Origin of the sequence: Streptomyces sp. NPDC058773 (genome assembly GCF_042746015.1) — a bacterium.
Taxonomy (GTDB): Bacteria; Actinomycetota; Actinomycetes; order Streptomycetales; family Streptomycetaceae; genus Streptomyces.
The window spans coordinates 18,396-32,311 of sequence record NZ_JBHYPE010000044.1; the positions used below are offsets into that span (position 1 = coordinate 18,396).

The following is a 13,916-nucleotide window of genomic DNA, read 5'->3' on the forward strand; positions in this document are numbered from 1 at the left end:
TACGGCATACATCGGGCGGTAGGTGCGCAATGCCGCTTCCCTCGCATCCCGACCCTGCCCTTTCGGCCACAGCGGCCAGGCGTACGCTGTATGGCTGTAGAGCCGCCCCTGCCGCACCGAGCGACGTCGCGGCGGGGTTCGGACCGGGAGAAGGACGTTGCTGGAGAGCCTGGGGTCCCTCAGCGGCACCCCTTGGGTGTATGTGATCGTCAGCCTCTCGATCGTTCTCGACGTATTCGTCCCGATCCTGCCCAGCGGCGTCCTGGTGATCGCCGCGGCCACCACGGCGGCGGGCAGCGGTACGGCGGCGGATGCGGTCGGCGGCGTCGCCGTCACCGTCAACTCCGGTGCCCACCTGGCCGAAATGTGCTCCCTGATGCTGTGCGCGGCCACCGCCTCCGTACTCGGCGACATGGTCGCCTACCGGCTCGCCCGGCGCGGCGGCGACCGTTTCGACCGCGCCATCGGCCGCTCCCGCCGGCTGGCCACGGCCCAGCGACGCCTCGGTACGGCGCTGACGCGGGGCGGCGGCGGCATCGTCGTCCTGGCCCGCTTCGCCCCGGCCGGGCGTTCCGTGGTCAGCCTGGGCGCGGGGGTCGCGCACCGCACGGTCCGCGAGTTCCTCCCCTGGTCCGCACTGGCCGGGGTCGCCTGGGCGACCTACAGCGTGAGCCTCGGCTACTTCGGCGGACAGTGGCTCGGCACCTCCTGGATGAGCACGGCCGTCTCGGTCGTCGCCCTGTTTGCCGCCGGATCGGCCGCCGCCTTCCTGATACGCCGCCCGGAGCGCCGCACAGCACACTGACCGGCCGGTCACGGGCGACCGCCGACGGGTGCCCGCCGCATGCCGGGTGCCGCGGCGGCCTGCTGGCGACCGCCGCTCGGGGACGGCCTCTTGGTCACGGTCCGCCGGCGACGGCCAGTGGGCGACCACCTCGTGACGACGGCCTGTTGTCGACGGCCTGTTGCTCCCGGAGGCGCGGAAATCCCTTGGCCGGACGCCGGAGCCCGGTGCGACGATGACCGATATGAGTGGCATTCCCGCATCCCACGACCCGTACGGGACCGACGACGGCGCCACCGGGGACCCGGCCGTGCCCGCCGGCGCCTGGCACCCGCGCCCCGAGACCGCCGCGGACACCGCGGCCGTCCGCCGGATCAACCTCGCCGCCTTCGCGACGGCCGAGGAGGCCGATCTCGTCGACGCGCTGCGCCGCGACCCGTCGGCCTGGCTGCCGGCCCTGTCCTATGTGGCCGACGCCCCGGACGGCACCCCGGCCGCTTATGCGCTGCTGACCCGTTGTCATGTCGACGAGGTCCCCGCCGTGGCGCTCGCCCCGTGCGCGGTACTGCCCGCCTACCAGAAGTGCGGCGCGGGCGGTGCCGTGATCCGGGCACTCCTGGAGGCGGCGCGGGCGGCCGGCGAGCGGACCGTGATCGTGCTCGGCCATCCGCCGTATTACCCGCGCTTCGGCTTCGTCCCGGCCACGGCCCGGTTCGGCATTCTGCCGCCGCAGCCCTGGCCGGACGAGGCCTTCATGGCGCTGTCCCTGGACGGTTCCGCGCCCCCGCGCGGCACGGTGCGCTACGCCCCGGCCTTCGGCATCGGCTGACCTCGGGCCCGGCGCCGCCCGCCCCCGGTCCGGTGCGCGGGCCGGGAGCGGCCCCAATACGGAGTAAAGTCAACGGTCACACCACCCCGCCCACCGTCTCCTGCGAGCGCAGCACCGCTCCCCCGGCGCCGGACCGGCGCCGCCTCATGGGCGGCACCCTGGGAGGGCTCCCACCACACACACGAGGCACACTGCGGTGAACCACCCGCCGGTCGTCGAATGGACCGAGGCCGACCAGCCCCGCTCCGCCCGTTGGCGCTCCGAGAACGGCACCCCGCCACCGCGCCGCATCGTCGTCGCGGACGACCGGACCAGGGCCGACGAGGCCTACAAGCTCGCCTGCGAGGGCACCGCGCTGTTGTGGCGCGGCGACTTCCACAACGCCCGTCAGCTGCTGACGGCGATGGCCCGCCGTATCGACCGCCGCCCCCGCAAGACACCGCCCGCCGACGTCACCCAGGCGTTCCATGTGCACCGGGCCGCGCAGAATCACCGTGCCCGCATCCTGGGCATGCTGCTGGTCCCCCTGGACGCGGCCTACACCGTCCCGCTGCACCGTGCCCCCGACGTCCGCGAGGCCTGCGTCCGGGCGTACGGCCCCGCCGAGCCCGCCCGTGCCGAGGCCGCGGACGCGGCTCCGGCGCCCGGCGCCACGGAGAGCCCGGAACCGGCCCTCACCCTCGTCTCGCTCCGCGAACTCCTCGCCTTGATCGGCGCCAATGAGTGGCGCAGGAAGGGCGTCGAGATCCCGGCGCTCGGCGGCGACCGCATCCATCCGCACTACGGCGTCTTCTCCCCGGCCCGCGGCGAATACGTCGACCTGGTGGCCGAGGCGCCGCTGCCCACCCAGGAGCTGGCGTTCGACATCGGCACCGGTACCGGCGTCCTGGCCACCGTGCTCGCCCGGCGCGGGGTACGCCGGATCGTGGCCACCGACCAGGACCCGCGGGCGCTGGCCTGTGCCCGCGAGAACACCCAACGCCTGGGCGTCGCCGGGCAGGTGGAGGTCATCGAGGCCGATCTGTTCCCGGCCGGCCGCGCCCCGCTGGTCGTCTGCAATCCCCCATGGGTGCCCGCGAAACCGACCTCCCCCGTGGAGCGCGCGGTCTACGACCCGGGCAGCCGCATGCTGTACGGCTTCCTGAGCGGCCTCGCGGACCATCTGACCCCGGACGGCGAGGGCTGGCTGATCCTCTCCGACTTCGCGGCACACCTTGGCCTGCGCCCGCACACCGAGCTCGCCGACGCCTTCGCCGAGGCCGGTCTCACGGTCCTGGACCGGCTGGACATCGCCCCGCGCCACCCGCGCGCCCGCGACACCTCCGACCCGCTCCATGTGGCCCGGATGGCCGAGGTCACGTCCCTGTGGCGCCTGGGCCCCGCGGACCGGCCCGCGCCCGGCCCCTGTTGAGCGCCACCGGTTGGCCGCCCCGGTCCGTCGCCGATCGGGCACGATGGACGCACCATGGATCCCCGACATCTCTACTCCCGCGCCCGGCGGCTGGCCGGTTCGGCCACTCCCGGCCGGCGCCGGCTGCTCGGTATCACCGGCCCGCCCGGTGCCGGTAAGTCCACGCTCGCCGCCCATGTGGTGGCGGAGCTGACCGGGCAGGCGGCGCTCGTCCCGATGGACGGCTTCCATCTCGCCGAGGCGGAGTTGCGCCGCCTCGGCCGTACGGACCGCAAGGGCGCGCCGGACACCTTCGATCCGGCCGGATACGCGGCGCTGCTGGCACGGCTGCGCGCGCCGGAGCCGGACGCGGCGACGGACGGCACCGTCTACGCCCCGGCGTTCGACCGCCGTATCGAGGAGCCGGTGGCCGGCAGCATCCCCGTGGCGCCCCATATCCCGCTCATCGTGACCGAGGGCAATTACCTGCTCCTCGACTCCGCCCCCTGGGCGCGGGTCCGCGCGCTGCTCGACGAGGTCTGGTACGTGGACCTGGACGGCCCGGAGCGGGTCCGGCGGCTGATCGACCGCCATGAGCACTTCGGGCGTCCACGGGCCGACGCCGAACGCTTCGTGCACGCCTCCGACGAGGCCAACGCCCGTGTCGTGGCGGCCACTCGCGACCGCGCCGACCTCGTCATCACCTTCACCGCCGAAGAGGCCCCGCCGCCGGCGGGCACATAACCTCCGGCCGCCGCCCACCGGCGAGCAGCCCGGCCACCGACAGCGCGCCCCACCCCACGGACACCGCCACCGCCGCCAGCTTCCGGTCGCGGCCGGGCAGCGTCGCACCCAGCAGGACGGCGTCCCCGAAGTCGGCCGCGATCCGCACATATGCGGCGGTGCGCAGCGCCGGTCCTTCCGGTGCCAGCGCCAGCGCCAGCCCGCTCACCGCATCCCGCCAGGCCAGCGGGCGGAGCGAGGTGCGCGTCGCCCGCCCGGTCCGGCCCTGCTCATCGACCAGACCCGAGGGCCGCGCCAGCAGATCGGGCACCGCGGCCACCGCCGCCCCGTAAACCGCCGTGGCGACCCCGACCGTACGCAACAGTCCGACCTTCATCCGCTCTCCGCCTTCCTCGTCGACGCGCCACACAAGCCTCACGCCACCCCTCTGCCTCCTCCGCCCCCTCAACTCCATTCCGCGGCAGACCCCTTCCCAAACGACATCAGCGGTGTCATCATGACATCATGAGTGTCATCGAGGAGGATCTCCCGGGCACCTCGCGGCGTGCCGAGGCGACCAGCGGGACGAGCACCGAGACGAACGCCGGGAGCGATGCGGCGACGGATACCGGCACCGGGGAAGCAACGACCACCGAAGACCTGCTGTACGACGTCATCCGACGCCTGTGGCCACTGCACCGCACGGTCGTACGCGCGGTGGAACGCGAACTGGCGGACACCGGCCTCACCGCCGGCGAACACGCACTGCTGGACGCCCTGCACACCGAAGGCCCGCGCACCGTCCCGCAGTTGGCACGCACCATGGGTCTCGACCGCCAGCCGGTGCAGCGCCGGGTCAACCACGCCGCGGAACTGGGCCTGGTCGTCACGGCTCCCAACCCCGCCCACCGCCGCTCGTCCCTGATCCGGCTCACCGCCGAGGGCACGGCGGCGATACGCGGCATCCAGCAGTTCGAGGCGACGGAGCTGCGGCAACGACTGGCGGACCTGCCCGCCGACGACGTCCGCACCGCGCTGCACGTCCTCGACCGACTCGGCGAGGAATTCCGGCACCTGGCGAACGACTCGCGCGTTCCACGGGAGGAACCCGACAGTCAGGGCAGTCGCGACAGTCGGGATACTCGTAACGGTCGTCGCACTGAGGACAGCGACGGCACCAACGGCAACCGCAGTAATCGCAATAACGGCAACGGCAAACCTGACGGTCACGGCCGCAGACCCGCCTCGGCCCCTCTCACGCACAAAGGACGGTCAGGAGAATGACGCAGAGAATCACCGCCTGGTCCGAGATCGACAACGGCATCGTGCCGGTCGACGACGGCGAGCTGTTCTACGAGACGGCCGGCTCGGGCCCAGCGGTGGTGCTGCTGCACGGTGGCATGCTCGACCAGCACATGTGGGACGAGCAGTTCACCTGGCTGGTCAACTCCGGCCTGCGCGCGATCCGTTACGACTCCCGCGGCCACGGCCTCTCCTCCACCGTGACCGGGGACTACGCCAACCACGACGACCTGTGCGCCCTGCTGGACGCGCTTGAGGTCCCCGGCGCCGTCCTCGTCGGCCTCTCCCACGGCGCGCGGGTCGCGCTCGACACCGCCCTCGCCCACCCCGACCGGGTGACGGCCCTCGCGCTCGCCTCACCGGGGATCAGCGGCCGGGCCTTCACCGACCCCTTCGTGCTGGCGCACATCAAGGAGCAGGTGGCGGCGATCGGCGCACCGGACGGCGCGGAGCGGTATGTCGAGCACTTCCTGCGGATGTGGGTGGACGGGCCGCACCGGGAGCCGTCCGCCGTGCACCCGGGATTCCGTGAACGGATGCGCGCCTCGGCCGCGGCCAATGTGGAGGTCCATGCGGACGGCATGGGAGCCGGTATGCCCCTCGAAGTCGGCGCCGCCGACCGCCTCGGCGAGATCCGGGTGCCGACGGTGGTGCTCGACGGCGACCTCGACAGCGGAGACATCTCCGCCAACGCCCATGCGATAGCCCTGGCCGTCCCGGGCGCCCGAAGAGTCCGAATCCCGGGTGCGGCCCATATGGTCAACCTGGAGAACACCCCGCTCTTCGATCACGAACTGCACGCCTTCCTCTCATCCCTGGACTACTGACCCATAGCGCGGCGCTCCCCCTCCGGGGGCGAAAACCCCCAGACCGCCCGCGCCTCCGGAGCGGCGGTTAGAGTGGCCGGGCCGTGGTGCTCGGGAAGCCGGTGACGGACTTTGCGGTCCCAGCCCGGAGCGGCCCTCGCCACTGTGATCGGGGAGTTTCCACCCCTTCCGCAGACGCCTGACGCGTCTGCGGCGCCACTGACCGCAGCCCGCGGCCGGGAAGGCGGGGCGGACGCGGGCACCCGTAAGCCAGGAGACCGGCCACGGCATCTCACGAACTGATCCACGAGGTGCTGGAGCGTGACCGCCGGATGGCCCTGTCCACCGATACCCCGAACACCCCTGCCCCCGCCGCGTTCCGCTGGCGCCGGCAGGACACCGTCCGTACCGCGGGCCTGATGGCCGTCATAGCCGGGCTGCATGTCGTCGCCTTCGGCGTGCTCTTCCTGCTCGTGGTCCCGTACCACTACTCCGTCGGAAGCCAGGTCTTCGGCGTCGGCCTCGGCGTCACCGCGTACACCCTCGGTATGCGGCACGCCTTCGACGCCGACCACATCGCCGCGATCGACAACACCACCCGCAAGCTGATGGCCGACGGCAAGCGGCCGGTCTCGGTCGGCTTCTGGTTCGCCCTCGGGCACTCCAGCGTGGTCGTGGTGATGGCGGCCCTGGTGGCCGGCGGCGCCCAGCTCGCCGGCACGCTGCTGAACGACGAGTCCCGTACGCACCAGATCCTGGGCACCGTCGGCACCACCGTCTCCGGCACGTTCCTCTACCTCATCGCCGCCCTCAACCTCCTTGCGCTGGCCGGTATCTGGCGGGTCTTCCGCGGGATGCGCGACGGCCGGTACGACGAGGCCGAGCTGGAACAGCGCCTCGATTCGCGCGGCTTCATGAACCGCTTCCTGGGCCGGTTCACCCGCTCCATCTCCCGCCCCGGCCAGATGTTCCCGCTCGGCTTCCTCTTCGGGCTCGGCTTCGACACCGCGACGGAGGTGACGCTGATGGTGATGGCGGGCAGCGGCGCCGCGGCGGGCCTGCCCTGGTACGCGATCCTGTGCCTGCCGCTGCTGTTCGCCGCCGGAATGAGCCTGTTCGACACCCTCGACGGCACCTTCATGAACTTCGCCTACCAGTGGGCGTTCGCCAACCCGGTGCGCAAGGTCTACTACAACCTCACCATCACCGGCCTGTCGATCGCCGTCGCCTTCTTCATCGGCACGATCGAGCTGGTGACCGTGCTGCACGACAAGCTCGGCCTCAACGACGCGCTGACCGGCTGGATTTCGGGACTCGACCTCGACAACGTCGGCTTCATCATCGTCGGCCTGTTCGTGGTGGTGTGGGCCGCGGCGCTGGCTTACTGGCGACTGGCCGGCGTGGAGAAGCGCTGGGCGGAACGGGCCGACCGAGCGGAGCGGTCCGGGCGAACGGAGCCGGCGGAGCAGTCCGCGCCGGGTTCCTGAGGGGCCCTCCGGCCGGCCCGGCAGGTGGCCGAGCCGGCTCGCAGCCTCGGTGACCGACGGCGCGGCACCCTCACGTGGCCGAGCCGGCCGCCGCCCCCGTCTCCCGGTCCGGCCCCCAGCGCTCCAGCGCCGCCGCCAGATCGAGGGGCAGCAGCCGGTCCGGCAGGTCCGGGCCCGGCCAGTCCTCCCGCGGCACCCGCCACATCACCTCGAACTCGTTGCCGTCCGGGTCCTTGGCGTACAGCGACTTGGCCACGAGATGATCACTGGCCCCCACCAGGGCGCCCCGCTCGATCAGCCGGGTACGGGCCGCGACGAGTTCGCCGAGTGTGCCGACCTCCCAGGCCAGGTGGTACAGCCCGACCCGCCCGGCGCCCGGCCCCGGCGCGTCCGGCGCCACCGCGAACAGCCCCAGGTCATGATCGTTGAGCGAGCCGGGAGCACTGAGGAACGCGGCCCGTCCCGGAATCTCGACATCCACCGTCAGCCCGAGGGCCTCGGTGTAGAACGCCACCGACCGCGCCACATCGCGGACATTGAGCACCGCGTGGTTCAGACGTCGTACTGACATGGGACCTGCTCTCCGATCTCCCGGCCACGACACCGCCACGGCGCCGCCGCCTCCCCTTTATCTGCTGTATCCCGCACACCCCGCCCCCGCCCAGGGCCGGTCGGCCGGTATCCGGTCGGCGGAGGTCCCGTCCGTCGCACACATCCGGTACGCGCGGAGCGAGGCGGTCACCTCCGGGGGCTCGCCCCGGGGGTCACTTCCGTACCAGCAGCACCGCGCCGGCCAGCACCACACCCAGCAACAGCGCGACCACCCCACGGACCGCCCGGTGGCTGCGCAGACCGGGCAGCAGACGGTCGAGGGCGTAACGACCGGGCCCGGTCAGCGCCACGGCCGCCGCACCGACGGTCAGCAGCAGCTCGTACTCCACCCCCTTGGGCGCGAAGAAGCCTCCGCCCCACTTCACGGCGAGGGCATTGATCATCGTGCCGACGACCGCCGCACCGGCCAGCGGTGTGAGCAGCCCGACCGCCAGCCCGAGCCCGCCGAACAGCTCGCTCAGCCCGGCGACGACGGCCATCGTCCGGCCCGCCGGATAGCCGCTCATGGTGAAGAACTGCCCGGTCCCGTCCAGGCCCGGACCACCGAACCAGCCGAACAGCTTCTGGGCGCCGTGGGCCGCCATGGTCAGCCCGAGCACGAGGCGCAGCAGAAGGAGCCCGCTGTCGTAGCCGTGCTGGGAAGGAGTGTGGCGTGTGGGGATGTCGAGGCGGGAGGACGCGAGGGTGCCGAGGGGGGACGTCATCAGGAGCCGCTCTTTCGCAGGTCGGGTCTGGTGCGTGTCGAGTACCGGCCCCGCGAGGCCGAACATTTACTTGAAACTTCAAGACACTGCTTTCGACGATACACAGCACCCCGGCGAGGAACAACATCACGTACGGCGCGCCACCTCGCACCCACCGGACCGGGCCATGACAGGACCACCAACTCCCGTCGCCGCCATCCGAGTTCACCGCCCCCCTCATCCAGCAACCCGGCGAAACGCAGGCGCGGCGTCAACCACCCGCGGCCCGGGTCCCTCCTCAGGCCCCGGACCGGATACGCCAGAGCGGGGCCTCGTACTGCTCCGGACGGGTTCCGATCAGCAGCTCCCTGAGGTCCTGGCGTCGACTGCCGCCGAAACCGAAGGCTTCGGCGAGGCGTCGGAATGTCGTATGGGTGATGCCGCGGTTCCGGGCATCCGCCTCGAATGCGTCGAGCCGCGGAAGGACGAATTCCGCGGTGAGCTCCCGAACGGGCGGACGGCCGGACCGACTTCCCCTCTTCCGCTCGTCGTCGATTTCCGAGAAACCACAGATCTCCCGGCTGAACTGCTCGACCTGATGCAGGTTCTCGGTCGCGAGGACGGCACCGGCGAGCCGGTTGCAGTCGAGGGCCTCCTCCAGGTCCGCCTCGTACACGACGGGCCCCTCGTCGGTGAGCGGGACACGTATGCCGGCGTCTCCCGCTTCACACAGGCCGCGGGCGCCTCGCGCGGTGGCGGCGAGCATGGCCGTGGCCTCGGAGGGGTGCCATTCCAGTACCGGGCTGACGGGTGCGACATGCTCGGCCGTGAAGGTCAGGACACCCGGGCCCAGCCGTTCGTGCAGGGCATCGGCAGGCAGCTCGCCGTCCAGGCCGGGCCCGGCGATCAGGAGCCGTACGGGGAAGTTGAGTTCGCAGCACGCCGCAAGGGTGAGCGCGTCGGCGATCGGGCTACGGAGCGTGGGTTCGTCCCCGTGCGCCAGGATGTCGCCGCCCACGTCCAGGAGGTCGACGGACTCCGGCTCCACGAACCGGATGAGCTCTTCCAGTTGGCGCACCATGCCCTCCGCGCCGTGGTGCGGATCGATGAGCGCGAAGGTCTGCGGGAGTGCGGCGGCCAGCCGGGGAAGCGTCGATCCCGCGGGAGCGATCGGCGCCGCGTCGGCGGGGACCGTACGGACGCTGCGGGTGAGGGCCCGGAGACCGGCGAAATTGGCCGGCCCTCTCGGCCCGGGCACGGGGTCGACCACCAGCCGGTCCCACGCGTAGGTGAGCACCACCGCCGGATTCTCCTCACCATGGAGCGCGGCATCCAGCATCGCGGCGGCAACAGCGTCGCCGCCGCCCCCGGCCGCCACGATCACGCGCGTCACATATGCCAGCGTACGAGTGCATCGGCGACCGACGCATCGGCGTCGAACCGCCGGGCATGCGGACGCGGCCCGCCGGCCTGCCCCGTCCGCCGCCCACGGCCCGGCGTCCGCCATCAGACGTCCCGTCGCGGGCACCGGACGTTCCGCCGGCCGGCCACAGAAATGATCAAGGCCCAGGAATCCGAATTCACCTCGGATGACCTGGGCCTTTGTCATTTCGCGCAAGGAGTGGGCACAACAGGATTCGAACCTGTGACATCTGCTTTGTAAGAGCAGCGCTCTACCGCTGAGCTATGCGCCCTTGCCGAGCCGACAGACTACCTTGCCTCCGGGGCTGAACTGCAAACGAGTACGCGAAGTGCGAACTCAGCGGCCGGTGTGTTCGTTTCCGGTGAGTGGGAGAATGACATTCGGTCCTGGGGCTATCCGATCGGGAGAGGGAAGTGACGGCGACAGACACTCAGCCGCATGAGCAGCGAGAACGCCGTCGCGCCCGTAGGGGCCCGGTCCGGGATGTGCTGGCGCTCGTGTTGCTGCCGTTGCCGCTGGTGGCGGCGCTGGCGCCGTTGTCGTTCGCGAGCGGGGGGACCCGTCGGTGGTTCGGGCGGGGGGAAGGCCAGCGGGCCGAGGCGCAGGCCGCAAAGGACGCCGCGGCGGCGGCGTTCTACGAGCTGGACACCGCGCACCGGGATCTGCGGATCTCGATAGAGACGATCACCGCCGTCGACACCTCACCGGCCGCGCGGAAGGCGGCGGAGGAGTACGAGGGCTTCGGCCGGCGGATCGACGAGGTGAGTCATGGCTACATCACCGCGGTCGACTCCCACGATCTGGACCGTGACGACCTCGACGGCACCGCGATGGCGCGGGCGCGGGCGGATCTGACGCGTGCGAAGCAGGAGCTGGACCGCGTCAAGGGCGAGCTGGACCGGTTCGCGCAGGGGCTGGACCCGTTGCTGCAGTCCGCCGAGACGCAGCTGGCGCGGCTGGCCCCGGCCGTGGAGCGGGCGCGGCAGGCGCTGCTGGCGGCGAGCAATGCGCTGGACGCGGTCCGTGCGGAGGGCCTGCGGGCCGATGATCTCGCGGCCCGGCTGGCGGCGCTCGGGCCGGAGCTGACCAAGCTGAATCAGGGCGCCGGGCAGCACGGCGTACCGGAGACGATCCGGCGCGCCGACGAGGTGCTGCGCCAGGCCGAGGGCGTACGGGCCGAGGCCGAGCGGCTGCCGGGGAAGGCCGCGGAGATCGACAAGCGGCTGGTGTCGCTGCGGACCCGGGCGCAGGCGATCACGACGCGGGCGGGCAAGGTCGATCCGGTCCTCAGTGAGCTGCGGCGGCGCTACAGCGCGGCGTGCTGGCAGGATCTTCAGCACGTACCCGAGCAGGCCGCGCAGTCCGTCCGGCAGGCCGAGGTCAAGCTGCGAGAGGCCCAGCAGGCGCGGGACGAGCAGCGCTGGGCGGACGCCACGAGCCGGCTGGCGACCGTACGCGCGCTGCTGGACACCACCGATGAGGCGGTGTCGGCGGCCGGTGACCGGCTGCAGCGGCTCGATGCGGTGTCGTTCGACCGGCAGAAGGAGATCGAGCGGACCCGCTTCGCCGTACGGGACGCGCAGCGACTGGCGATGACCGGGCGCAGCACCCCCGATCCGCGGCATGCCGGTCCCCTGGACGACGCGGTGGCGCGGCTGGACCGTGCGGTCGCGGGTCTGGAGGGGCGCCATCCCGACTGGTGGCACTTCCTGATGGAGACCGAGGCGGTGCGGGAGACGGCGGCGCGGGTGGTGCAGGAGATCCGGGAGGCCAGGGGCGGGACCGGCGGCTGAGGCTCGGGGCCGGCAGCTCCTGGGGGCCGGGCTGCGTTCCGAAGGGCGGGCTGTCGTTCCCAGGGGCGGCCACGGACGGTGGCCTTCCAGCCGGTGTGCGGGCCGGCCAGGCCGGTGGCCGGGCCGGAAGGCCCCGGTGCGCAGCACGGAGCCCGGCCGGAGACCCCTGGCCGGGCGCGCGGGCCGCCCCCCCGTGGGCGGGCCGCGCCCTGCTCCCCGCCGCCGGGTGCGATGGCGCGAAAGGGCCCCCGGGCGGATCCTGGAGGGAGCTACGTCCAGTCGGCACCTGCGCGAAGGAGGCCGGACATGGCTACTGGGGCTACTGGCCAGACCCTGCACGGGCCCGTGAACCCGCTCCACCGGGTGAAGAAGCGGCACCGCACACACCTCGACGAGCATCTGCCCGTGGACCACCGGCTCAGCAGGGTCTACCGCATCGGCGCCGGGCTGATGGGCCTGGTACTGATCGCGTTCGGCATCCTCGGGCTGACCCATCACATCGGCTACTTCGACACCGGCGGCGACACCGTTGCGGGGCTCAACACCAACGGCGCCCTGAGCGTGCTCTCGATCGTCGTCGGAGCCATCCTCTTCGTCGGCATGGTGATCGGCGGGAACTTCGCCTCGACCCTCAACATCGTGTTCGGCGTGCTCTTCCTCCTGAGCGGATTCGTGAACCTGGCGCTGCTGGACACCGGCCTGAACTTCCTCGCCTTCCGGATCCAGAACGTCCTGTTCAGCTTCCTGGTCGGACTGATGCTGCTGGTCTTCGGGATGTACGGGCGGGTCAGCGGCGGCCTCTCCCATGACAATCCGTACTGGCGCGCCCGGCACCCGGAGGAGGCGGAGCGGTTCGACCGCGGACAGCTGCAACCCGTCTCCGGGATGACGGCCGCGCGGCAGGCGGCGCGGGTCCACATGCAGGGCGCCTCCCATGCCGGGCGCGGTTCGTTCGGCGCCGGCACCAGCGGGAGCAGACGGCACACCACCACCCTCGATGCCGGCACCCGCGGCGGCGACAGCGGCAAGAAACCCTGAGCCGGGGCGGCGAGGAGACGTCAGGGCGTACCGAGGTGGGATTGGGGTGCTCGGTACGCCCTGACGGCTGGGGTGTGACGGCCGGGGTGGGGCAGGACGGGGAGCAGGGAGCAGCACGATGAGCCGTTCGGGGCGCGCCTCCCCGGCAGGACACGGGGCGCACCACAGCGCGGCCGGGGCGCTCGCCCAGCGGATCTTCCGGGGCAGGTACGGGGAGGGCGACAGCCTCGTGCTGCCGGAGGTGATGGCGGAGCTGGCGGTGAGCCGGACCGTGCTGCGGGAGGCGGTCAAGGTGCTGACCACCAAGGGTCTCCTCGGGAGCGACACACAGCGCGGCACCTTCGTCCGGCCCCGGGCGGACTGGAACCTCCTGGACACGGACATGCTGCGCTGGAAGCTGGCGGCCGGTGTCTCGTCGGACTTCTTCGCCGATGTGCTCGAACTGCGGCGGTCCATCGAGCCCGCGGCGGCCGCGCTCGCCGCGGAGCGCCGTACCGACGAGGATCTGGCGGCCCTGGACGCCGCGTTGAGCGCGATGGCCGCGACCGAGCACGACCCGGACCCGGTGCTGCTCGTACGCGCTGACGCGTCCTTCCACACGGCGATGCTGATCGCGTCGAACAATCGCTTCTATGCGCAGATGCACCGGGTGATCGTGCCGGTGCTCGTGCAGCGCGACCGGGAGGTGGCGGCCGCCTACCGCGCGGCCGAGCATCCCCATGCGCTGCATGCCGCGGTCGTCGAGGCCGTACGGAACCGGGATGTCGACGGCGCCTATATGGCGATGCTCGAACTGCTGGATGCGTCCGCGCGGGAGCATCCGTAGCGGCGACGCGGGTGTCCGTGGTGGCGGCACGGGTGTCCGTAGCGGTGGCGGGAGCATTTGGCGTGGGGCCGGGATGCGGCGCGGTGCGGGAGGGGGCGGCCGGGTCCGCGTTCCGGGAGCGGCGGAGCGGCGTCGGTTCAGGCGACGGCGTGGGTGGGCAGGACTTCGCGCAGCGGTCCGGCGCGCCCGGCCCGGGCCGCCCGGCAGACACGGCCGCAGG

The 13,916-nt window shown here is 72.3% G+C and carries 14 protein-coding genes, 1 tRNA gene and 1 riboswitch; of the genes, 10 read left to right on the top strand and 5 right to left on the bottom strand.

Going from position 1 to position 13,916, the window contains the following annotated elements; translation table 11 throughout:
• Nucleotides 1-157: 157 nt before the first annotated feature.
• The 4 genes from ACFW5B_RS28635 (at nucleotide 158) to ACFW5B_RS28650 (ending at nucleotide 3,747) form a co-directional block, all read left to right on the top strand.
• Entirely contained in the window at nucleotides 158-805 is a 648-nt protein-coding gene (locus tag ACFW5B_RS28635) for a DedA family protein (RefSeq protein ID WP_386445605.1), read from the top strand.
• A gap of 223 nt (nucleotides 806-1,028) precedes the next feature.
• Complete coding sequence (locus ACFW5B_RS28640; protein ID WP_386445607.1) at nucleotides 1,029-1,613, top strand: GNAT family N-acetyltransferase; 585 nt, start codon at nucleotides 1,029-1,031, stop codon at nucleotides 1,611-1,613.
• Nucleotides 1,614-1,809: 196 nt separating this feature from the next.
• The gene (locus ACFW5B_RS28645) at nucleotides 1,810-3,024 is read left to right on the top strand and encodes a methyltransferase (protein ID WP_386445610.1); all 1,215 of its coding nucleotides are present in this window, start codon (nucleotides 1,810-1,812) and stop codon (nucleotides 3,022-3,024) included.
• Between the two features lie 54 nt (nucleotides 3,025-3,078).
• Nucleotides 3,079-3,747 (top strand): nucleoside/nucleotide kinase family protein, encoded by a 669-nt coding sequence (locus tag ACFW5B_RS28650; protein ID WP_386445613.1) that lies wholly within the window; start codon nucleotides 3,079-3,081, stop codon nucleotides 3,745-3,747.
• Here the strand turns inward: ACFW5B_RS28650 and ACFW5B_RS28655 are convergent.
• Nucleotides 3,710-4,123 (bottom strand): hypothetical protein, encoded by a 414-nt coding sequence (locus tag ACFW5B_RS28655; RefSeq protein ID WP_386445689.1) that lies wholly within the window; start codon nucleotides 4,121-4,123, stop codon nucleotides 3,710-3,712. The two genes, ACFW5B_RS28650 and ACFW5B_RS28655, sit on opposite strands and share 38 nt — an antisense overlap.
• A gap of 128 nt (nucleotides 4,124-4,251) precedes the next feature.
• Here ACFW5B_RS28655 and ACFW5B_RS28660 point away from each other — a divergent pair, with 128 nt between their 5' ends.
• The 3 genes from ACFW5B_RS28660 (at nucleotide 4,252) to ACFW5B_RS28670 (ending at nucleotide 7,321) form a co-directional block, all read left to right on the top strand.
• Nucleotides 4,252-5,010 carry a MarR family winged helix-turn-helix transcriptional regulator gene (locus ACFW5B_RS28660; protein WP_386445616.1) on the top strand — a complete coding sequence of 253 codons (759 nt, stop codon included), beginning with the start codon at nucleotides 4,252-4,254 and terminating at the stop codon, nucleotides 5,008-5,010.
• The gene (locus ACFW5B_RS28665; RefSeq protein WP_386445618.1) at nucleotides 5,007-5,855 is read left to right on the top strand and encodes an alpha/beta fold hydrolase; all 849 of its coding nucleotides are present in this window, start codon (nucleotides 5,007-5,009) and stop codon (nucleotides 5,853-5,855) included. The genes ACFW5B_RS28660 and ACFW5B_RS28665 overlap by 4 nt, the downstream gene beginning before the upstream one ends.
• Nucleotides 5,856-5,922: 67 nt before the next feature.
• Nucleotides 5,923-6,136, top strand: a riboswitch (cobalamin riboswitch).
• Between the two features lie 30 nt (nucleotides 6,137-6,166).
• Nucleotides 6,167-7,321, top strand: coding sequence for a HoxN/HupN/NixA family nickel/cobalt transporter (locus tag ACFW5B_RS28670; protein WP_386445692.1), 1,155 nt, complete (start codon nucleotides 6,167-6,169; stop codon nucleotides 7,319-7,321).
• 70 nt (nucleotides 7,322-7,391) lie between these two features.
• On the opposite strand, the gene ACFW5B_RS28675 is transcribed toward ACFW5B_RS28670, so the two are convergent.
• From ACFW5B_RS28675 to ACFW5B_RS28690, 4 genes are all read right to left on the bottom strand, one after another.
• Entirely contained in the window at nucleotides 7,392-7,892 is a 501-nt protein-coding gene (locus tag ACFW5B_RS28675) for a VOC family protein (protein WP_386445621.1), read from the bottom strand.
• A 193-nt stretch (nucleotides 7,893-8,085) separates the two neighbouring features.
• On the bottom strand, nucleotides 8,086-8,637 hold the full coding sequence (locus tag ACFW5B_RS28680) for a DoxX family protein (protein ID WP_386445624.1): 552 nt from the start codon (nucleotides 8,635-8,637) through the stop codon (nucleotides 8,086-8,088).
• Between the two features lie 277 nt (nucleotides 8,638-8,914).
• The gene (locus ACFW5B_RS28685; RefSeq protein ID WP_386445627.1) at nucleotides 8,915-10,009 is read right to left on the bottom strand and encodes a DUF1152 domain-containing protein; all 1,095 of its coding nucleotides are present in this window, start codon (nucleotides 10,007-10,009) and stop codon (nucleotides 8,915-8,917) included.
• A gap of 229 nt (nucleotides 10,010-10,238) precedes the next feature.
• Nucleotides 10,239-10,310 (bottom strand) — tRNA-Val (locus tag ACFW5B_RS28690).
• A gap of 142 nt (nucleotides 10,311-10,452) precedes the next feature.
• Here ACFW5B_RS28690 and ACFW5B_RS28695 point away from each other — a divergent pair.
• The 3 genes from ACFW5B_RS28695 (at nucleotide 10,453) to ACFW5B_RS28705 (ending at nucleotide 13,696) form a co-directional block, all read left to right on the top strand.
• Nucleotides 10,453-11,832: a hypothetical protein gene (locus tag ACFW5B_RS28695; protein ID WP_386445630.1), complete on the top strand. Its 1,380-nt coding sequence runs from the start codon at nucleotides 10,453-10,455 to the stop codon at nucleotides 11,830-11,832.
• Nucleotides 11,833-12,237: 405 nt separating this feature from the next.
• Nucleotides 12,238-12,870 carry a DUF4383 domain-containing protein gene (locus tag ACFW5B_RS28700; protein WP_386445695.1) on the top strand — a complete coding sequence of 211 codons (633 nt, stop codon included), beginning with the start codon at nucleotides 12,238-12,240 and terminating at the stop codon, nucleotides 12,868-12,870.
• A gap of 118 nt (nucleotides 12,871-12,988) precedes the next feature.
• Nucleotides 12,989-13,696 (top strand): FadR/GntR family transcriptional regulator, encoded by a 708-nt coding sequence (locus tag ACFW5B_RS28705; RefSeq protein ID WP_386445633.1) that lies wholly within the window; start codon nucleotides 12,989-12,991, stop codon nucleotides 13,694-13,696.
• Nucleotides 13,697-13,916 lie beyond the last annotated feature (220 nt).